Source organism: Leisingera sp. NJS204 (assembly GCF_004123675.1).
GTDB lineage: Bacteria > Pseudomonadota > Alphaproteobacteria > Rhodobacterales > Rhodobacteraceae > Leisingera.
In genome coordinates this window covers 18,591-39,001 of the sequence record NZ_CP035422.1, presented here as the reverse complement: position 1 = coordinate 39,001, position 20,411 = coordinate 18,591, and the positions used below count along the sequence as shown (strand labels likewise).

Genomic DNA, 20,411 nt, shown 5'->3' with positions numbered 1-20,411 from the left:
GCATTCCCCGCGCGGGTCGACCCTCCCACACCCAACCGAAAGACATCCTCATGGCTATTCTCAAGTTCTCTGCGTCCGCTGTTGCGGAACAGATCGCCCATGCGCGCGCCTGCAAAACCTTCTTGCCCAACTGGAACGGGCCCGTGGACAGGCCCGCCCTGATCCTCATCGTCGGCAATGGTGTGCATCTGCGCTCAAACGGCATCGATGGCACGACCACCCGTATCGTCACCACCGAACAGGCCGATCCCTCCTTCGCTTTCGCCGACGGCATGAACCCGTTTCGGGACACCGACTGGATGGCGCAGCGCCGCATGGCGTTTCGCGATCTGACCGGCCAGTTCTATACCGACATCCTGGATGACGTGCAGGTGCTCATCGACCGGGGGCGGGGGGCGATCCGGCTCGCCACCGATGGCCACAGCATCCGCGTCTTCGTGCGCCGGGCCTCGGATTATCTCATCGGCGGGACCTACGAGGTGCCGTCAGGCCTCGGCGGCACCTTCCGGGTCATCCTCAAGGATGCCTGCGACACCTTCGCGATCGTACAGAACTGCGGCAATTGCGAGGATTTTGACGCCATGCAGCCCTACCGCGTGCCGCTCGATGCGCTGATGGAAATCGATGACCGGAGGGCGGCGTGATGGGTTGGCTCTTCTACACCGACGGCCGCGTCCAGACCTACGCGGATGAGAAAGCGGAGATTGCTCGGCTGTGCACCTTCGAGGGCGAAAGGCGCAAGACGGAACTGGTCAAAGCCTGCAAGGTGGGTTCGACTTGGTACGCGGCGGCAAAGGTCACAAATATCGACGGCACCCCTGTCGAAGACACGACCTATGTCACCGATGCGGATGGCTCCATCACTTTCGCCGCCGTATTCCTTACCCGATATGATGACGGCTGCTGGGGCTACAAGGACATGGAGGAAAGCGCGGGACCGGTCGAATCCCGCGCGCCACTGAGCCTATTGGCCCTGCTGTCCGAGCTGAAAGACCCAGACAGCTATGCTCATGCCTGGCGCCAGCGCTGCCAGGACTGGGCTGCGATCCCGGACTACGAGGAAGGCGACAAGATCAAGCTCGCCACCCCTGTGACGCTCACCGATGGCAGTACCTGCCAGATTGTCACCGCGACCCACTACAGGCGCGGGCGGCAAAAGCGCCGCTGCTACCGCATCGAGGAAACTGGTGGGCTCGTACGCCTGTCGAAGGCCTCGCTTGCGGGCTCGGAGCTGCTCAGCTCCACGAAAGGTGCGGCTAGCCCGGTGCTGGCGGAGTTCCTGGCGGGGCGAAATTAGGTCCTGCGCCGGACGGTTCATCGACCTGCCCGGCGACAGCAGATGCTGCGGCTTGTCTTGACAAGGCAATGCAAATGCATTACCTATCGCGGGCAGCAAAGCCCCTTTTCTTCAGGAGACTGCCATGACAGCCCTCGCACAAGATGTCTCGAAACTCACGGATCGGTATCAGACGACCGTGCCGGCGGGTGTGCGCAAACAGCTCAAGCTGGGCAAGGGCGACCAGATTCGTTACTGCACCGAGCCGAGTGGCAGGGTCTATATCGAGCCCGTGCGCAGCGACGAGGAAGATCCCGTGCTCGGAGCCTTTCTCGATTTTGTCGAGGCCGATATCAAGGCGCATCCGGACCGCATTCGGGCTTTCGATGGGGCTTTGCATGACCGTCTTGCAGCACTGGTCGGAGACGTTGATGTCGATCTCGATGCGCCGCTATCGCTCGAGGATGAATGAGCGGCGATAGCGTGCCCGCCCAAGCGCCCCTTGTCGTGAATGGATGGTCGATTTATGCGCACCCACTCTTTCTGGACCAGCTCGAAGGGCTGGTCGAGGAGGTAGAGGCGCGTAAGGCTCGCGATCCCAAGACCTGGCACAAGAAAAACCCAACGAAACGGCTGGCCGCCATCTTCAAGCTGGTCACCGAGGCCATACCTGCAGATCCGGGTGCCGCCGCTTTCCGGCAAGGCGGCACACTAGGCGATCACCGCAAGCACTGGTTCCGGGCGAAATTCTTCCAGCAGTATCGGTTGTTCTACCGGTTCAACAGCGATGCGAAGGTCATCGTGGTGGCATGGGTGAACGACGACAAGACCCTGCGCGCCTATGGCAGCAAGACGGATGCCTATGCGACGTTCAAAGGGATGCTGGAAGATGGCAACCCACCTGACAATTTCGACGCGCTCTTGAAAGAAGCTGCAGCGGCAGGCAAGCGGTTCGAGAAATCCCTTGAAGCGGTGCCCGATCGGTAAGTGGGCCAGCTTGCTATGACCCTTTGGCAACATCATTTACGACGCCACGCTCGAAGATGTAGCATCGGCTGATAATGCGGTCGGAGAAAGCACAATGAATGAGACGGAAAAGGATAGGCAGCACCTCGGTCTAGAGGAGCAATGCGCGCCTGACCTGACGGGGCACCGTTTCCCAATTGCTGTGCGCGTTGCAGACATGCCCGATGACCTCGGCAAGCTGCTGGATATCGGGCTCGAGGAGCATTTCCGTGGCCGCTGAAGCGAATTCTTATGACACGTGGTTTTGCGCGCAGGTGCAGGCCACGCTGGAGGATGCACGCTCGGGAACATCTCAGGTTCAGGTGATGCAGGCCGCACAGGCATTGATTGATGCGAAGCGGCAGGTCGAACCCAAGTCCTGACCAAGCCTTGGAGGTCAGCGCGGTCTGACTACGTCACCCTGAAAAGCGAAAGCGGGCTTTTTGTCCTTTGGAACTCAGACCCTGATCCAAAGGAAAATCCCCATGTCCAAACCCAGAACGGCCAACCCGGCTCTCGCAATCTCCGAAGCCGATCTCGCCTCTGCCCTCGCGCAAATCGGCACGGAGGTCGATGACCAGCCCCTGCGCAGTTCAGCGCTCGCGCGTATCATGCGCGAGACGTTTCATGGCAGCGATGCCGGTGGCGCCTGGGACTGGCGCATGGCCTATGACATGATGCAGGCAGCGGCCATCCAGGTGCTTCTGCGTGGGGCCGGTGCCACAGCAGACATCGCCAACGCAAAACTCCTCGCCTCACGTCTCCTTACGGAAACCCGCCGGTCAGAGCAGCAGATCCGTCTGCAGCAGTTTTCCACGCCGCTGGCATTCGCGACCACGGCGGTGCGGGCCGCGGCGATCCGCAAGGGCGAGACCGTTCTGGAGCCCTCGGCGGGCACCGGTGCACTGGCCGCTTTTGCCGCCCGGGCCGGTGCCACGCTTTTGCTCAACGAGATCGACCCCTTTCGCCAGCGCCTCCTGCGCGCGGTTTTCGGCGGCGAGGTGACGGGCCATGACGGCGAGCATATCGATGATCTGCTGCAAACGCCGGTTCTACCCGACGTCGTGGTGATGAACCCGCCCTTCGCCTCCTCGGTCGATCGTTCCCGGGACAAACACATCGCCGCCAAGCATCTCATCGCGTCTGCGAAGCGTCTGGCACCCGGCGGGCGGCTGGTGGCGATCATGCCGCCAGGATTCACGCCCGAACGCGATGCCGCGCATTGGTCGCGGGCCTGCGGTCTTCTGACGCCGCGCTTGGCGCTGACGATGCCGGGGCAGGTCTACCGCAAGCTCGGCACCTCTGTCGAAACCCAGCTGATGGTCTTCGACAAGGTGCAGGACGATGGCGAACTCATCCGCGCCGCGGTTCAGGATCTGGAGGAAGCCTTGGCATATGTCGATGCCGTGGCCGCAACCCGGATCGAGATGCGCCCCGCCCAGCGGGCTGAAGCGATCCCTCAAGCGCGACCGACCGTTCGATCATCTGCCCCGCGCAAGACCGCCGCTTCGCCTGTCGCCGCCTCCAAACCACGGCCCAATACCGTCCGTCCGCTCAGCTTCACAAGCCTTCAGACCCCGCGCGACAACACGCCCATCTCTGACATCTATGCGCGCTACCGGCCGCAGCGGATCGAGATCGCGGGTGCGCAGGAACATCCCACGCCGCTCGTCGAGAGCATCGCCATGGCCTCTGTCGCGCCGCCGGTGCCCTCAGGCGCGGCCAGTGCGGAATTGCGCCTGCCCGCGAAGCTGATCGAGGAGGGTCACGTCTCCGAGGCGCAGCTGGAAACCATCATCATGGCACATGATGCCCATGGGCGTGATCTGCCGGGGCGGTTTATGATCGATGACGACCAAACCAAGCTGACGCGTGCTGATGATGACCCGGACGCATGGGCCTATCGCCTCGGCTATTTCCTCGGCGACGGCGACGGCACCGGTTGCGGTAAGGGACGCGAATGCGCGGGGCTGATCCTTTTGAACTGGCTTTCCGGGCGCAGGAAGGCGATCTGGGTCTCCAAATCCGCCACGCTTATCGAGGACGCGATCCGCGACTGGACCGATCTCGGCGGCTCGCCCGCCGACATCCAGCCGCTCTCCAAATGGAAACCGGACCAGCCGATCACCGTGACCTGTGGCATCCTCTTCGTCACCTACGCCACGCTGCGGTCTGCGGGCAAATGCGGCACCACGCGACTGAGCCAGATCCTCGACTGGATGGGCGCAGACTTTGACGGCGTTCTTGCCTTCGATGAGGCCCATGCCATGCAGAACGCGGCCGGGTCTGAGCAGGGCAGGGGGGTCAAACCCTCCCAGCAGGGCCTTGCGGGCCTGCGGCTGCAACTGGCAGCACCCCGCGCTCGCGTCTTCTACATCTCGGCCACGGGTGCCACGAGTGTGCACAACCTGGCCTATGCCGCGCGGCTGGGGCTCTGGGGGCAGGGCCCCGAATACCCCTTTCCGAGCCGCGAGAGTTTCGTCTCGGCGATGGAAGCCGGCGGTGTCGCCGCCATGGAGGTGGTCGCGCGCGATCTCAAGACGCTCGGCCTCTACACGGCGCGCGCCCTCAGCTTCGACGGCGTGGAGTATGACGTGCTCGAACACGCGCTCACTTCGGCCCAGATCGAGATCTACGACGCATACGCGGCTTCTTTTCGGACGATCCACCACAATCTCGAGGCCGCGCTGACCGCGACTGGCGTCAACGGTGCCTCGGGCGAGACCAATGCCTCGGCAGCACGCGCCTCGGCCAAGTCCCGCTTCGAGAGCACAAAGCAGCGTTTCTTCAATCATCTGCTGATGGGCATGAAGGCCCCGACCATCATCCACGCCATCGCGGACGATCTGGCGGCAGGCAAGGCTTGCGTCATCCAGGTGGTCTCGACGGGTGAGAGCCTGTTGAAGCGTCGGCTTGAGACGATGGACCCGGAGGATGAACTCGTCGAGGGTGCCTTGACGCCACGCGACTATGTTCTCGCCTACCTCGAACAGACTTTTCCGATCCATGCCCAAAAGCTCGTGGAGATCGACGGCAACATGGTGGCTGAGCCGCTTCGGGATGAAACTGGCGCGCTGGTCGTCTCGCGCGAGGCGCTCGCTCTGCGTGACGCGGCCATGATGGAGTTGATGACGCTGGCGCCGATCCCCTCGGCGCTGGATCAGATCCTCTGGGCCTTTGGCGACGAGGCCGTGGCAGAAGTCACGGGGCGGTCCATCCGGCCCCTCAAGGCCGAGGATGGTCATCTCTTCATCGAAAAGCGCGCCGCCAGCAGCAATTCATCCGAAACCCAAGCCTTCATGGACGGTGATAAGGATATCCTTATCTTCTCCGATGCGGGCGGTACGGGCCGGTCGTATCATGCGGCGCAAACGGCGAAGAACCAGAAACGGCGGCGGCACTACCTGCTGGAGCCCGGCTGGCGCGCCGATGCGGCCATCCAGGGGCTCGGCCGCACGCATCGCTCTGCCCAAGTCAGCGCGCCCTTCTTCCGGGTCTGCACCTCGGATGTGCATGGCGAAAAGCGTTTCACCTCGACTATAGCCAAACGCCTCGACCAGCTGGGGGCCCTGACGAAGGGTCAGCGCGAGACCGGCTCGCAAGGCATGTTCCGGGAGGAGGACAATCTCGAAAGCCCGATCGCGCGGGCCGCACTACGTGGGTATTTCGCCGATCTTGCCGCCGGGCGGGCCGAGGCGATGAGCTACGAGAGCTTCACCGACTGGACCGCCCTGCGGCTGATCGACAAGGACGGGGTGCTCCTTGAGGAGCTTCCCCCGATCCAGCGGTTTCTCAACCGGGTGCTTGCCCTTCCCATCCACATGCAGAACGCACTCTTTGCCGAGTTCATGCGCCGGATTGCCGATTAGACGGAACGGGCGCGCGCGGCGGGCACGCTCGATCTCGGCGTGGAAACCCTACGCGGCGACAAGATAGAACAGGTCTCCACCGAGGATCTCTGGACCTGCCCGAAATCCGGCGCCGTGACGCGGATTATCGGGCTGGAGGTCACCGACCCAGTGTATGTGCTGGACGCCGAAGAGGCCATGTCGCGCAATCCCGACAAGTTACCGATGGTCAATCGCGCCTCCGGTCGCGCGGCGCTCATCTCGGCGCGCCCCATGCAGATGTATGACGAGGATATCGTCACGCTCATGCGCAAGGCGGTGCGGCCCAATGGCTCCAGCTACCTCGAAGAGACGCGCTTCGAGTCCTCGGCTTGGGAAGAGATCGACAGGCCCGAGTTTGCACGGCTTTGGGATGCCGAGGCAGCGTCCTTGCCAAAAACCACCACAACCAAGCTCTACCTGCTGACCGGGCTGCTGTTGCCGATCTGGAAGGACATCCCGACCACGAATGAACGCATCTACCGCGTCACGCCGGACGGGGCGACCGCCATGATCGGGCGCACGCTGAGCGAGGAAGGGGCGGCCGCGCTGCGCGCCAGCTTCCTCGTCTCCAACCCGCAAACGCCACAGGAGATGCTGACCGCCGCCCTCGGCACCACCGCGCCTGTCGATCTGGGCCGGGGTCTCACCCTGACCCGTCGCCGGGTCGCAGGCGAGATGCGCCTTGAGCTGGGCGGTGCGGACAAGGGCATGATCGAAGGCCTCAAGGCGCTCGGCTGCTTCACGGAGATCATCGCCTTTCAGTTGCGGGTGTTTCTGCCGCATGGGGACGGGATCGACACGGGCCGCATTCTGACTCGGATCTTGGGGCATGCACCAGATGCCGCTTCAGTGGCAGCAGAATAGGCAATGGGGGGAAAGATCATGACACTCGGAGAGATCAAAACCGCCATCGATGCAGGCCAGACCGTGCACTGGGCCAATACCGGCTACGTTGTTCACAAGGACAGCCTCGGCCAATACCTGATCACGTTTGAGCCGAACGGCAGCACCATCGGGCTGACCGACCGGAGCGGGCAGCGGTTGAACGGGGAGGAAGCAGAGTTCTTCATCGCGGGATCGGAGGAGGTCGACGAGAATACCCAGGACAGCCATCCGAGGCCAGACGAACAGGGGAGGGGCGTCGTACCCGGCGGGAAGGTGGCACAGTCTTTCAGGCGTCAGCGCTGAACTGAAGGTTGGGAAGAAAGGAAAGCGAGCTTTCTGGTTTGTGATCCCTCAAGGGGTCGAGAAAGCAATCCCGGTTGCGTTGGCAAAAACGTCAGGCACCGGCCAATCCAAAAGGAACCATCCCATGTTCGCAGGAACCCTCACCCGCAATGTCGAGACCGCAGCCGCCGAGTACACCGGCATGATCCATTCGACGCGCTTTGACATCGCCATCCAGATCGAGGCACGGGCCAAGATGTCCGCTCGCAGCCCGGATTACGACGTGACGGCAGTCAACAAATCAGGCCGCAAGGTGCGTATCGGCACGGCCTGGAACGAGACCGGCAATACCAGCGGCAACCCCTACATCTCGATGCAGATCGATGTCGGCCTCGGCCCGTTCCGGGTCAACGCGGTGCAGACGAAAGAGGCGCGCGCGGCCCAGAGCGGCGAATTCGAGATCATCCCGCTGGTCTCGAACGGCCTGATGAAATCCGGCTCGATCTCGGGCGAGCTCACCGCCATGGACGCTGACAACGCCTTCACGGGCTACATCGCCAACATGATGTTCGATCTGGAGTTTATGCTGATCGAGAACAGCTACAAATCCGAGGAGACCCACCCCGATTACCGCATCGAGGTCAGCTCGCCCCGGGGTAAACCGATCCGCGTCGGCTCGGCGTGGATGGCCAAAAGCAGCCGCACGGGCAATGACTACCTGTCGCTGCTGATCAACACGCCTGATGGCGACTTGCGCGTCAACGCCGTGCAGAACGAAGAACAGCGCGGCGGAAAGACCTTCTCGATCATCCCGTTCATCGACAGCGGTGAGCAGCCGCAGGACGCGGGCGCGGGGCTCTCCTTGGTCGCCTAATCGGCGCGCGGGGGGGAGACGATCTGAACCGAAAGGGGAGCCGTGGGATCACGGTTCCCCTTTTTCCATGTCCGTTTGCGTGAAGGACGTCCCCCGCTTGCGATCAGGTGCAAATGTGATACAATAATATATTATCGATACATCGAGGGCGGGCACGTGGCGGCTAGATCAGGGACGGTTCCATGGTTTGACAACTTTGATGTTGAGGCAGAGGTTGCAGATCTCCTCGCCCATATCGAGCGCTGCACCGGATTCGCGCTACCCGCCCGAAAGCGTGAAGTCATCATGACCCATGCAAGGGCAAATCTCGACAGGACAAGGCAGGCACATCTGGAGGACAAGGCGGCGAGAAAGCCGGTGTCCACATCGCGGCGTGCGTATCTGACCGACCTGCAGGACACGATTTTCATGGCGATCCCGGAAGAGAACCTCGCGCGGATGCCGCTGAGCGAGCAGGTTCTCAACGACCCGTCATTTTACGCTGGCGCCATGCACAGCGCCGCTGCGATCAGCGAGGATGAGCTTTTCATGGCGCTGTCCTCTTCGCTGAAAGACATGAAAGTCCAAGACGCCCGCGCGTTCGTCTCGAAGCTTTGGCACGGCACGATTGACGACAACGCCCGCAAATACGCCGAAGCCCTGAAGCGCCCCGAGCGTGAAATCATGCCGCTGCGGCCTGGGAACACCCTGTAAAATCGAGGCCGCTCCCCTGGCTCAGGCTGTGATCGGATTTGCCGCCTTGGCCACCGGTCCCTTAGGCGTATCGCCGGTAGCGCGCGAAAGCGGTCCATATTTTTTGAAGAGCTGTTCCATAGTCATCAAACTTCAGGTGAAAGAGTGAACAGCGGGATGCTAATGCGGCATCTCCACGACGGAAACTCCTGGAATGTTCTTGCGTGCAAGCTCCAACAGGTGCGCATGGTGCGTGAAAATGATTGCCTGACCGCTCCGTCCGATCTCGGCACAGAGATTCAATGCGGCAGATGCACGGGTATCGTCGAAGGTTTCCATAATATCGTCGAGAACCATGGGCAGGGGGCCCGGATCACGCGCGAAGCTGCGGTAACCGGCCAGGCGCAGGGCAAAATATAATTGGCCCATGGTTCCAGTGGACATGTTTTCGACCTTCACGGGGCCGCCGCCGGGTTTGATGCCGACCAGCTTTTCGCCCTCGGATTCACTCCAGACAACGACTTTTTCCCATTCCTTAGATGTCATGGTGACAAAAGCTTCTTCCACGTCTTTCAGCATTGCGCTGCTTCGTTCGGCAGCCAGGCGCTTTAAGGCACCCCGCGCAGCCAATATCCCGAGCCTTGCGACAGCCGCATGCCTTGCACCGTTTCGTAACTCTTCGAGGATCGTGGCCTGTTCGGTGATCAGATCGCTGTTGTCAGCGGCATGAAAAGCTTCCTCGTAAAGGCGTTCTTTTTCATTCATTTCCTTCAAAGCGGCATCCCGTGCCGTTTGCGCATCGTCAAGTTTTTGCTGCAGTTCCGCTTCTCGCGTTACATCGGGCAATCGCGTCAGCTCTTCGTCAAAGAGCGTACGATCCACGCCGTCGCGCGCCTTATTGCGGCTCGTGTCCGCATTGGCCCGGTCTTCGCGCAACTCGTCGCGTTCAGCTAGAATCCCCACGCGCTCCGTCGGCGAAAGATCCTCACCACCTTGTCCTTCAAACAAGTTTTCCAGCTGGGTTTGCGCTTCGTCCCGGGCAACTATCGCACGCTTTCGGCCTTTGACCTCCTTGTCGAGAAGGTCTTCTTCTCGTTTTCTCACACGATCCGCCTCAGCGGTTTTGGTTACACGCGCACGAGCGCGGTTGATGATGGGAAGTGGATCGTCTTTCGGATTGTAAGGCTCCTCCAGGATCTCCGCCAATCGTGCGGCACTCCTTGCCAGGGTGGCAACGGCGCGTTCCAGGGCTTCAACACGTCCCGCCAGGCTTCTGTGATTACTGTGAACCTGTTGCAGCGTGCGCAGGTGCGGCAGCGCTGCTTTCACGCCCGTGGCCGAGCGATCAGGAAGAGGTCGCGCCGAGGTCAGCGTTTCCAGTCGGTTCAAGGCTGCCTTATGATCTGTCTCGGCTTGGGATACAGCTTTCTGGTAGTCGGCAATGCTACGTTCCCCGCGACGCCAGTTCTCCCATGTCTTACGGACACTTTCCTGAAGTGTGAGAGCCTTGCCAACCCGCTCAGGGAGGTCACTATCTTCACCTTCAAGGGCGACTAGGCGGGCTGCTGCCAGCAGTTCGTCAAAGGCTGCCTTGCGGCGCTTGGCGCGGTCCTCAAAGGCATTCTCCGCAATAGTGACCTCAGTTGCGATCTCAGCCGCCGCCGTCAGGCTGGTAAGTCTAGCAGCAAACGCAGCCGGCCCCGTATCGACGGGAAAGCCCAGGGCAGTCGCGAGTGAGCCGCCCCGCTTGGTCAAAGCTTCGTGTTTTCCGGTGAGTGCTTCGAGTTTGTCTTTTGCCGTGTCACGTGCGGCTTTTGCGGTGCTTTCCTGTGCGCGCGAGTTTGCAAGCTGTTTGCGCGCCTCCGTGCCCATCAGATAGCTCGTTCGGGCGCCATCATCTGCATGCATGGCCTCCTCAAAACGCTCCGCGGTTTTGTCGGAGAGACTGCCACGATGGGATTGCCAGGCTGTGTCACGCTGACGACGGGTTTCTTCCGTCGCTGCAGCGTCAATCGAATCCGGCGCGCTTTCGTCGGCTTCGCGTTTTGCGCGCGCGGCCTTGTAGTCCGCTTCGCGACCTTCCAAATCTTCTGTGGCGGAAACGATGTTGGCATTCAGGGTGTTCCATTCCCTGAGGATTTCATCGAGACTTTCACGTGCAGGCAGGCCGTTCTCGATAAGTGTCTGCCAAGAAGCAGGTAGACCCGAAACTGCTTTGGCTAGCCGGGCGAGTTCCGATGCGAGGTTATGTTCAAGACCTGACACGTCCGAAACTTTCTGCCATGCGTCAAACGCGATCTGCAGGTGAGACAAGTCCTTTGGTTCGGTTGGAGTATCCCCCAGCTGATCGCGTGCGGTCTTCAACACGTTTGAAGCCGCTCGCAGCTCGCCCTCGCTGGTTTGACAGGCCTGTACCGCATCCGCGAGTGTCTCCAGTTCTTCGGTCGTCAGGACCAAGGCCTCTACAGGCTCGTCACTTACCGCCAACGCTGTCAGAATCTGTTTTATCTGGCGGCCCGCGTCATCGCGCTCACCTGCGCGCTTTTCCAGATCCGATCTGGCCGTGTCCGCTCGGGAGGTGAGGGACGCCCCATCGATTCTGATTTGATCCAGCTCTGTGAGTTCCGCTTCGAGATGTCCGGCAGCCGGGTCAGCCTCATTTTCTGAAATGACCGCTTCATGGCGCGCAATTCTGTCATCGGCGCCTGCGATACTTTCTGCTTTCTCCGATAGGGTTGTCACGAGTGTGGCGACTTGCCCATCCGTGCCCTTCTTCAAATTCGGACCTTCCGGAAAATCGGCAGAAAATTCGTCGATTTTCCGAATTTCCTCCGATTTGTCATACCAGGTCTGCGCCGCCGCTCCTGCTGCCTGCCGTTTTCGGGCACGCGTGAGGTCGGTGTCCGCCTGTTCGAAAGCCTTTTGCGCGGTCTCTCTGTCTTTCCGAAGAGTGCGTTCCCGATCCGGCGTGAGACGTTCCGTTCGAAGTGCCTGATGGATCTCTTTCAAGTGGTCTTTGCCGGTTTTGAGCGCCGTACCTCGGCCGCTCTTCTTGTGAAACTTTTCGGCGCGGGCTGTCATGTCTTCCAGTGTCGTCGCCATACTGGTCAGGCCTGATACACCCGCATGCAGAAGCTGGCCCAGGTCGCCTTTTGCCTCGGCAATCCGTTCACCGCCTTTGCGGAGTCCTTCGTCGTTGAGTGAGAACCTTTCGACATAACCCTCCATGGAAAGGCCATGGAGCGCACTTGAAAGAATGGCTTCGTCGACCGGGCGGTCCTGATGATCAAGCAGGGACTGGGTGCGTTTGCCATTTCGGCGCAAAACTGTCACCCCGCGTCCGGGGATACCCAGCTCCGCTCCGACCAAAAGGTCATTGCGTTCAAACCTGAAAGCGTACGGGTGGGTTCCTGCTTTCATACCAAAGAGAAGTTCCAGAAACCCGTTAAAGGCCGTGGATTTTCCCGATTCATTCGGTCCATAGATTACGGTGACATCAGGTTTGCCCTCGGCTGGTGCCGGGAGCACGATCTCGGCGCCGTCAAAACGGCCATAGCGAATGAGATCAAGCCGGTTCAGTCTCATTCCGCGGCTCCTGAGTGCAGAGACAGCGTAACTTCAGTAACGGCCTCCTCCAAAAGGTCATCCAAGGCGTCTTCAGATAATTCGTCGGCAATTTCACGGGGCATTGCGTTTCTGAGTTCTTCGAGGATCTCTTTGGTGGCCAGCTGGAAGCCCGGTTCGGTGAGCTCGGCCCGCATCAGGCGCACTAGGTCATCCGCCTTTGCGTCGATCAGTTGTTTGGGGGCAACCACTTTGATTTTGTCGATAAACACGCGCTCGATGTCATCGAACAATTCGTTCGCAAGGGCCGTCAGTGTCTCAGCAGTATGGTGGCCTGTGGCCACCTGCAGACGCACCGCTATGCGGTGTTCTGGATGCTGCACCCCTTGGAGTGCACACCGAAGCGCGCTCAAAACTTCCTGAACATCTGAAGATTTACTGAGATCCAAAGCGCATTCGGTGAATCTCAGATGTCCAACCCGATGCCGTTCGATATTCGGAGTGTCATCATCAAGCTCGACAATCGCGACCGTACCGCCGGTAAGTTCTCCGAAGTGGCGTGGTTGCGGAATGCCCGGCATGACAGCGAGAACTGGGCCTGATGTGCGCTCAAAGGGGGCATGGATGTGGCCGAGGCACCAAAGGTCATAGCCATGTGCCAGCAGATCCTGCTCGGAGCAGGGAGCATAGGGATCGTGACCTGGCGAGCCATCCAGCGACGTATGCATCAGTCCGACGTTTTTCCGGCCAGCCACCGGCGCCGGGTAGTCGGGCAGGAAGCTTTTTGAGACATGCGCCGTGTCGAAAGACAGTCCGTGGAACCACACGCCACCGATTTCCACGCTGGGCTCGTTCTTGTGCAGCAAATGAATATTCGGACCCAGGTTACCGTGGGCTCGGTGATCGAGAAGGGCATCGTGGTTGCCACGGATCAGTACTGTGGGAACACCCGCGTCAGCGGCGCGTGCCAATTGCGAGATCAGAAATGCCCGGGACTTCAGGTCTGGTTGGTCATTATCAAAGATGTCGCCAGCGAGAACCAGTGCATCGACACTTTCCGAGATTGCCAGATCAACAATGCGAATGAACGTGTCCCGACTTGCCTGTTTCAGATGGTCACCCAGATCCGGATTGCGCATCGCGGTCGAGCGAATCGGCGACCCGAGATGAATGTCGGCTGAAACGAGGACACGCATAGATTTTAAATCTTCCTGAAAACGATCGATGTGAAAAAATGAATCTGCATAAGGATCTGTCCGGTACCTATAAAATTGAAACCTGGCTGTCCTGGAACAAACCGCGCTCAACCAGTTCTTTTTTGGCCGCTTCCGCGGCTTTCGAAAACATCAAAATCCTAAGGTTCACTTCCGCCCGTGAAAAACAGACATAAGCCAGCTTTTGAGTAAGTTCTTGCTGCCGGTCGGTCGGATTGCCCGCGACACCAGGGGTCAGAACTTTCGAAAAGCTGTAGGTATTCCAGGCTGCCTCGATATCGTCGATCATGACCAGCACGTTTTCATACTCTTCGCCTTTCGAGCCGTGCTGCGTACTGAAAGGAGAATTCTCATCCAGAAATTCGATGTACTTTTCGAGTTCGTCAGCCTTCAGCTTGAAGAATTCATCAGCCAGCCAATCTCCTTTTTCCCTTTGGTGATCCTCATTGCCGGAGTCATAAGCTTGGCGGGGAGCGCGAGCCAACTGACCTGCAAGGCGGTCCGAAATTGGATAAAGCGCGTTCGCGCTACAGTATTCCAGAATTTCTTTGACCGTATTGCCTTCCCATTTTTCTGCCAAAGCAGCGGCGTGTTTTGAGGCTTCCTCGAGCATCTGTTTGAGGGTTTTGCTCTTGTTCGCTCCAGTGTCGTCAAAAGCAGGGCTTATTCTTCGGAGTGTTTCAATCAGCTTCTTAGGATAGTTGTTGCGGGATGCATCGACCAAAGAAAAAATGCCGTCCACAAAGGGCTTGAGAAGATAGTGCGTGCCGTCTTCATAGTCGGATTGGGATCTGGACGACGAATAGTCACCTGTAAAGAGCTTGTGCAGTGTAACGAATCCGAGCCTCCGGGCGATCATCTGGCGTGCCAGAAAAAGGTTCTTTACAGGAGTAATATCGGTCCATCCCCATTGTTCAACGGCTTCCTCGAACTTCGCCGTTACCTCATCGAGTTGTTCAGAGGTATAGGTTTTCCGTGGACCGGCAGGGTCGGGAGCCTGCGCGATCGTAATCAAGACGCTGCCCTTAACGTCGGAGTTCTTCCCACCCGGAACCTGCTTCAGATCGGTTCTGAAGTTGTTGAGAAGGTCGATCACCGAGGTTGAGCTTCGAAAATTCTCTTCCTTCGGAATCTTTTCGGAGCCTTTTGGACCGGCAAAACCTCCGGCACGCTTATCGTAAATCTGCTGCATCGGATCGCCGAAATATCCGACGATTGGTAAACCTTCGTCCGCGCACACAGCATTGAGCGCCTCGACGACCTGCGGGAAGGTGTCTTGAGCTTCATCGACAAAGATGTAGGGGTATTTGAACCCGAGGCCTTTGCGCAAGAGTGGTTTGTTCGTGATTAGATAGGCCGCGACGTCAATAACATCATCATGGTTCAGGACACATTTGGAATAGTCGCTGATAACGGTTTCTTCGTAGCATATCGGCGGTTTATGCGCGTTTAGCGCAGCAAGTTGGGCAGTCAGGCGCTCAAGGTCTTTCCTCGCTTTTTGAGCGGCCTGAGACGTCCCCCCGTTGTCTTTCTCGCGGGCCTTTTCCATATGTTGCGGGACGATCGCATCACGAAGGGTCTCCCGAATAGCATCCTGGAAGCGCGCGATTTCCGCCCAAAGGAACCCGTGCAGAGTGGAAACGTAAAAGAGGTCATCGAAACCTAGACGCGACGAAATCACTCCAACGGCACGGTTTGTGTATGTGATACACACCACGCGCTGACCGTTTTTCCGAAGCTCGTTTCCACGGGACCTCTGGATTCCTTTCAGAGCTTCAACGAGCGATGTGGTTTTGCCTGAACCAGCGCCTGCGATAACCGAAAATGAAACGTCCTTGGCGATGCACTCAGCAATTTTCTTATCGGCCTCAGTTGGCTTGAGTTCTGCCGTCATTCGCCGGCTCCCAGGTTTTGGGAGAGACGTGTCTCCAGCCATTTTAGGCCTTCGTCGATGTAGTGGGGAACATTCCAGTCCCGGTTCTCTCCCGCATTCGCTTCTTCGTCCCCGCCTGCCGGTATTTCGAAGGCAAGGACATCCATAGCAAATTCTGTTTTTTTGAAAGTATCGCTTTTAATGCGTCGCCAGACGGCCTCTTGCAATTCGGCTCGACCATCCGGCAAGTCAATGCCGATACTGAGTCCATCGGCATGGAAGTGGTCGAGGTTTTCGAAGACAAAGGCTTCTTCAAGGGTTCGCCCGTGGAAGGTTTGAGCATTGTCCTGACGGTTAACTTCTACTGGCTTTTGATAGGCGACAAAACGCATCCCTTCAGCTTGCAGACAATCGTCAAAGGTGTTGCCGGAGAGTTCGGCGACTCTCGTCTCTCCAAAGAAATACCCCAGAGTCGCATTCGACGAAACGGCTCCCGGATGGGTAGCGACGCAACTCGCCCGGTTTCTCGCGGGATCAACGGAGTCGATATCGGTGATGACCAAATAGGGAATTTCGAGGAATTCCAACAATCCGGCGAAGCGCATCCCATAAGCGCCACCTACCTCCAGAATGGTCAGATACTTTTTGTTCAGATTCTGCGCCGATATGTCAATCATGCGCGGCAAAAGCAGTTTTTCCGCAGACCCCTCAACGAGTATGGCAGCATCGGAGAAGAACAAGTCGCAATGCGTAAGTCTCAGATATTTTTTGAGAAAGGAAAGTGATTCCTCTGGTTCAATCATATCGCCGCCCAATTCAAGTGGCTCAGGTTGAAATTGGCGAAGGCTGTGCACGGTCGTTCCCTGATAGGTCACTCCATCCTGTTCACCGTTGATATGGCACCGACGGAAGTAGCGGATTTTTGAGAAATCCACGGTATCCAGGATGTGCGACGAGTGGGTCGTGATTGTGAGCTGGGGCTTGCTTTCGCCTTCTGGTGCGTCAGCGGTGAGCACGTCCCACATCTGGCGAATGAATGTTTGTTGGACCTGAGCGTGCAAATGCACTTCCGGTTCTTCGATAAAGATCATCTGGCACAGCGGACGGTTGTCTTCGGTCGCGAGCCATTGCCGATAAAAATGATCGACCTGAATGGCCATGAACACCAGGTTCTTGAAACCCAGTCCGTTATAGGCCTCGGGTAGCTCATGGCTGGTGCTGGCATCGACGTAGAAGAGTTCGGTGTTACCGCGTAACGCAACCTCCGAACTGAGTGTCGAAACGACCTTCATCGCGCGGTCGTTGTCGGAGGGAAGGCCAAGACCTCCGATCATTGTCATCAGGGGTCTGAAGCGTTCGTCGTAGTGCCTAGTCAGATTTTCATTATTCTGTTCAATGATCGCTACAGCTTCTTCGGCCAGTTCCGCCTGCTCCAGGTTTCTCCGGTAATACGTCGCAAAGGCGTCTGACAGTCTGTTGCTCCTCGCGGCATTCTCGTCGTCAATATTTCGCTGGGCATCAACGAAATCGACGCGCAGCAGAGAATGGACAATCTTCTTGCCTTCTTGCGCGGAGAGTGCCGTTGCCACGAATTCCTCTTCCAGCTTTTCCAGCGAGGACACCTTGATGCCAAAATACTTTTTCAAGTTGCCTTCCATTCCAAGGAAGAAGCTCAAAGGGCGCTTGCGGGTACCGTCTTCCTTTGTCGGGAAAGCTGCATCGTAATGCTTCCAGAGTTCTGCTGCGTCATCCGCAGCGAACGAGCAGCGCATCCCGATTTCCGAGAAATCAGCGGAAAGGCTCGTTGCCAGGGCAAAGACCCGACCGAACGCAATTGAGTCCGGATCGATGTGAAACCAGAGATCAAGTTCTATTTGAGGTAGGCTGGATTCGTTCCTTGGAGCGTATGCGTCGATAGAGGCAATTGCGAGAATGGAGAAGTCATGAATCTTGAATTCCCGGTTCCCGAGAAAGCTTCGAATGGCAGCCGTCGCAGAAGTCTTGCCGCTGTTGTTCGGGCCAACAAAAACAGTTTCCTTGCTTTCGAAATCAACGGACACATCATTCAGGCGCCGAAAATTTCGAATGGATATACTACCTAGACGCATCCAGTCCCCCTGTAAGCTGCGAAGATGATAGCAATCATTGGTTGTGTTCGGGAAGGTAAATTCGTCGCCGGTTGACACAAAACTGATGCTCGCAACGGCGCGAATGTCACCAAGCTGACAAAAGCAAGACAACTGCGTCACCCATCCAAACCCACCTTATGAGGCAGGGCTTGTCTACCGTGAAAGGGGCAGTCCAATGCGTCGCTCCCTAGGTGTAGAATTTCGGGAGGACCGAACCATGGCAACGAGGGATGTCCCCTTATTTGCATTCATTGCCATGAAGCCGCCAGTCCGTTCCCGGCCCATCACGTGGAGTGCTTCGAAAAGTAATCCGTGTATTCTGCAGCGTAGTCGCCTGCACATCAACCTTGGCTTATGCCTTGCGGCCTCCCCAGCTCGGCTTCGCGTGTCGCAGGGGAGAACGGCCCTTCGGTCCGTCGCGCATTCGGCCATGCGGCCTCACCGCGGCGTCGCACCCGGCGTCCCGGTTTGCCCGCCTCGCGAGCACGTCTCTCCCTGGCCGCTCCGCCGGATTGCGCTCTGGTCTGTTTTGCGGGGCAAAACGATCCCGCCGCTGCATCCGTCTCCCGCGTCCGGTCGGGCCGTTTGCCTGCTCGTGTCGGGCAAACCTACCGTCAAAACACACACACATGAGCGTGGAAGCATATCCTCCGGATGGCCCCCAAATCAGCCCGCGTCAAGGATCGCAAAACTTTTCGGCGAGGACGGGGCCTGTGGCTTGGGGCGGTCCCGTGCGTGAGGGCGCGCATGTGTCAGTTGCTGCACGCGGAAAACTTTTGCGCCCGGCAAGCCGGCGGCTGCGCCGTCCCTGACCCGGGCAGATTCGGAAACCAGACATTCGGCCATGCCCCCACACTCACGTGGTGGCCTTGCAACCGAACACTGGAGACCAGACATGGCTTACGACACTGCGAACACCTACGAGACCATCGAGCTTTTCGGACTGACCGAGAAGGACGCCCACCTGCCGATCCCGGAAGATCACATCCTGAGCGACCACATCATCCGCGAGAGCTTCGAGGCTTTGCTCGGTCAGCTGCGCGGGACCGGGCTTGAAGCAGAGATCGAACCGCTGGCCCATGGGCTCGCCACGATCCTGCAGCGCCGCAAGGTGGCGCTTGGCAAGGAGGTCGACCGCACCGCCGACAAGATCGGCGCGCTGGCAAAATCCCACGACGGATCGGAGATCGCCGAGACCGCGCTCGACGAGGCGCAGGCGCGCTTTCTGCAGCTGCGCGAGATTGTCAGCGCTATCGAGGTGATGAGCGAGGCGGCGGCGGAATGCTACGAGATCGAGACGGGCCACGCCTTCATCCCGGCAGCCGGGTCGCGCGCAAGCGTCCGGGCGCAGGAGACCGGGGCGGTCTTCGAGGCACGGCAGCTCCTGGAGCAGCACGACCGTGAAACCGCCGAGAAGTCGAAAGTCGCGGGGGTGCCCCTGATCGTCTCAGGCGCCACCGACTGGACCGATGTCGATGTGATCTTCAACACGCTCGACAAGGTTCGCGAACGGATCAAGCAGAACCGCAACCAGGAGATCTTCCTCTGCCACAAGGGCGGCAAGCACGGGGCAGAGATGATTGCGGCCCGGTGGGCCCGAGCACGCGGGATAGCACAGGCGCGCTTCGATCCGCGCTGGTCCGCGCATGGGCGGGCGGCACCGTTCAAGTGCAACGACGAAATGCTGGACGACAAGTTCGCGGCGACGGGGGTTGTACTCTTCGGCGGCAACGGAGTCGCGCTGAACCTCGGGCAGAAGGCGGAAGCGAAAGGTCTGACGGTCATGCGGGTTGCGGACCCGGCGAAGAAGGCGTCGCAGAATTGAAGAGAGGGGGTCGCGCTTGGCGCGGCCCTTTCGTCATGTCTCATGGTGCGTGCGGTCGGTCACGCGTGATCGGCAGCTCGTGGCGTCCAGTACCGTTATCCCTCTACCCGGTCCGTCAGAGTGCGGCCCATCCGCATCGGTACGGGCTGGGGATGGTGCGCACCTCACGCACATCGTTCGCAGCACAAGACGCAAGGGGTCGAGCCGTCGCACTTTAGGCTGAAGCCCTGCACGTCCCTCGGGGCGTGTTTCGGAACATCGAACCCACGCGGGCGGGCTCCGTGAGCACCCCGGCCAGGAGCGGCGGGACGAGGACGCAGATGACGGCGTCGGCGTGATGTAAGGGGTCATCCGGATCACTCCTTTTTGCTCATCGATGTGGATCGCACGGGGTCGGCCCGTCCGTGCCCTCAGCTCACGCTTCGGCAAGCACAAATACGGCTTCCACGGCAAAGCCGCGGACCCTCCGCATTTGCGCTTGCGACCGAGCCTCTTGCCCCCGTGCCGGGTGATCCCCATCGCAACAAGGAGTAACCCAAATGACCAACCACTACGTCGCAACCGTCCCCGTCAAGTTCACCGATACCGATGGCCAGGAGCGCACCCGCTTTCAGCGCGTGGGCGCTATGTTCCGCAACACCCGCAACGGGGACGGCTCGGAGTTCTTCAGCCTCAAGCTCGACTTCCCGGTCGCGGTCTCGGAGCTGGTGATGTTCCCGCCGAGCGCGAAAGATCCCCAGGACTGAATCCTCTGACGAGGATGGGCCGCCCCAGGACGATCTTGGGGCGGCCCGATCCCTGTTCCAGGGATGCCGGTTCCGGCGCGGGTGATCGCCGGCAGCGACCTCGCCTTGGTGCCGGTCCCTGCGCGTTCAACGGACGCACTCCCCCCGGAATGATCAGGCCGCGACAGACCGGCCAG

Annotated in this window: 15 protein-coding genes and 1 pseudogene; 12 read left to right on the top strand and 4 right to left on the bottom strand. The window is 59.3% G+C overall.

All coding sequences use genetic code 11. The features are described from left to right. Positions 1–50 precede the first annotated feature (50 nt). The 10 genes and pseudogenes from ETW24_RS23130 (at position 51) to ETW24_RS23090 (ending at position 8,905) form a co-directional block, all read left to right on the top strand. Positions 51–644, top strand: coding sequence for a hypothetical protein (locus ETW24_RS23130; RefSeq protein WP_024099304.1), 594 nt, complete (start codon positions 51–53; stop codon positions 642–644). Then, a complete protein-coding gene (locus ETW24_RS23125) occupies positions 644–1,297 on the top strand; it encodes a DUF6927 domain-containing protein (RefSeq protein ID WP_024099305.1) in 654 nt (217 codons plus the stop codon). Before ETW24_RS23130 ends, ETW24_RS23125 begins: the two co-directional genes overlap by 1 nt. Positions 1,298–1,421: 124 nt before the next feature. Beyond that, positions 1,422–1,748: a type II toxin-antitoxin system PrlF family antitoxin gene (locus ETW24_RS23120; protein ID WP_005668772.1), complete on the top strand. Its 327-nt coding sequence runs from the start codon at positions 1,422–1,424 to the stop codon at positions 1,746–1,748. After that, on the top strand, positions 1,745–2,263 hold the full coding sequence (locus ETW24_RS23115) for a type II toxin-antitoxin system YhaV family toxin (RefSeq protein WP_024099306.1): 519 nt from the start codon (positions 1,745–1,747) through the stop codon (positions 2,261–2,263). The genes ETW24_RS23120 and ETW24_RS23115 overlap by 4 nt, the downstream gene beginning before the upstream one ends. A 94-nt stretch (positions 2,264–2,357) precedes the next feature. Further along, the gene (locus tag ETW24_RS24380; protein WP_009819683.1) at positions 2,358–2,522 is read left to right on the top strand and encodes a hypothetical protein; all 165 of its coding nucleotides are present in this window, start codon (positions 2,358–2,360) and stop codon (positions 2,520–2,522) included. Next, complete coding sequence (locus ETW24_RS23110; RefSeq protein WP_024099307.1) at positions 2,512–2,664, top strand: hypothetical protein; 153 nt, start codon at positions 2,512–2,514, stop codon at positions 2,662–2,664. Before ETW24_RS24380 ends, ETW24_RS23110 begins: the two co-directional genes overlap by 11 nt. Before the next feature lie 102 nt (positions 2,665–2,766). After that, a pseudogene (locus ETW24_RS23105) lies at positions 2,767–7,035 on the top strand (strawberry notch-like NTP hydrolase domain-containing protein). Positions 7,036–7,053: 18 nt separating this feature from the next. Next, positions 7,054–7,359, top strand: coding sequence for a hypothetical protein (locus ETW24_RS23100; protein WP_024099309.1), 306 nt, complete (start codon positions 7,054–7,056; stop codon positions 7,357–7,359). Positions 7,360–7,483: 124 nt separating this feature from the next. Beyond that, the gene (locus ETW24_RS23095) at positions 7,484–8,212 is read left to right on the top strand and encodes a DUF736 family protein (protein ID WP_024099310.1); all 729 of its coding nucleotides are present in this window, start codon (positions 7,484–7,486) and stop codon (positions 8,210–8,212) included. 285 nt (positions 8,213–8,497) lie between these two features. Beyond that, a complete protein-coding gene (locus tag ETW24_RS23090) occupies positions 8,498–8,905 on the top strand; it encodes a hypothetical protein (protein WP_040104417.1) in 408 nt (135 codons plus the stop codon). 159 nt (positions 8,906–9,064) lie between these two features. Here the strand turns inward: ETW24_RS23090 and ETW24_RS23085 are convergent, their stop codons facing one another. The 4 genes from ETW24_RS23085 to ETW24_RS23070 form a co-directional block, all read right to left on the bottom strand. Continuing rightward, the gene (locus tag ETW24_RS23085) at positions 9,065–12,469 is read right to left on the bottom strand and encodes an AAA family ATPase (protein ID WP_024099312.1); all 3,405 of its coding nucleotides are present in this window, start codon (positions 12,467–12,469) and stop codon (positions 9,065–9,067) included. After that, positions 12,466–13,644: a metallophosphoesterase family protein gene (locus ETW24_RS23080; RefSeq protein ID WP_096873515.1), complete on the bottom strand. Its 1,179-nt coding sequence runs from the start codon at positions 13,642–13,644 to the stop codon at positions 12,466–12,468. Before ETW24_RS23080 ends, ETW24_RS23085 begins: the two co-directional genes overlap by 4 nt. Before the next feature lie 67 nt (positions 13,645–13,711). Next, positions 13,712–15,556 carry a UvrD-helicase domain-containing protein gene (locus ETW24_RS23075; protein WP_024099314.1) on the bottom strand — a complete coding sequence of 615 codons (1,845 nt, stop codon included), beginning with the start codon at positions 15,554–15,556 and terminating at the stop codon, positions 13,712–13,714. After that, positions 15,553–17,784 carry an ATP-dependent nuclease gene (locus ETW24_RS23070; protein WP_024099315.1) on the bottom strand — a complete coding sequence of 744 codons (2,232 nt, stop codon included), beginning with the start codon at positions 17,782–17,784 and terminating at the stop codon, positions 15,553–15,555. Before ETW24_RS23070 ends, ETW24_RS23075 begins: the two co-directional genes overlap by 4 nt. Before the next feature lie 775 nt (positions 17,785–18,559). Here ETW24_RS23070 and ETW24_RS23065 point away from each other — a divergent pair. Both ETW24_RS23065 and ETW24_RS23060 read left to right on the top strand, forming a co-directional pair. Continuing rightward, positions 18,560–19,489, top strand: a complete 930-nt coding sequence (locus ETW24_RS23065; protein ID WP_096708176.1) for a DUF2493 domain-containing protein — start codon at positions 18,560–18,562, stop codon at positions 19,487–19,489. A gap of 539 nt (positions 19,490–20,028) precedes the next feature. After that, positions 20,029–20,235, top strand: a complete 207-nt coding sequence (locus ETW24_RS23060) for a hypothetical protein (RefSeq protein ID WP_007120662.1) — start codon at positions 20,029–20,031, stop codon at positions 20,233–20,235. The last annotated feature ends 176 nt before the right edge of the window (positions 20,236–20,411 follow it).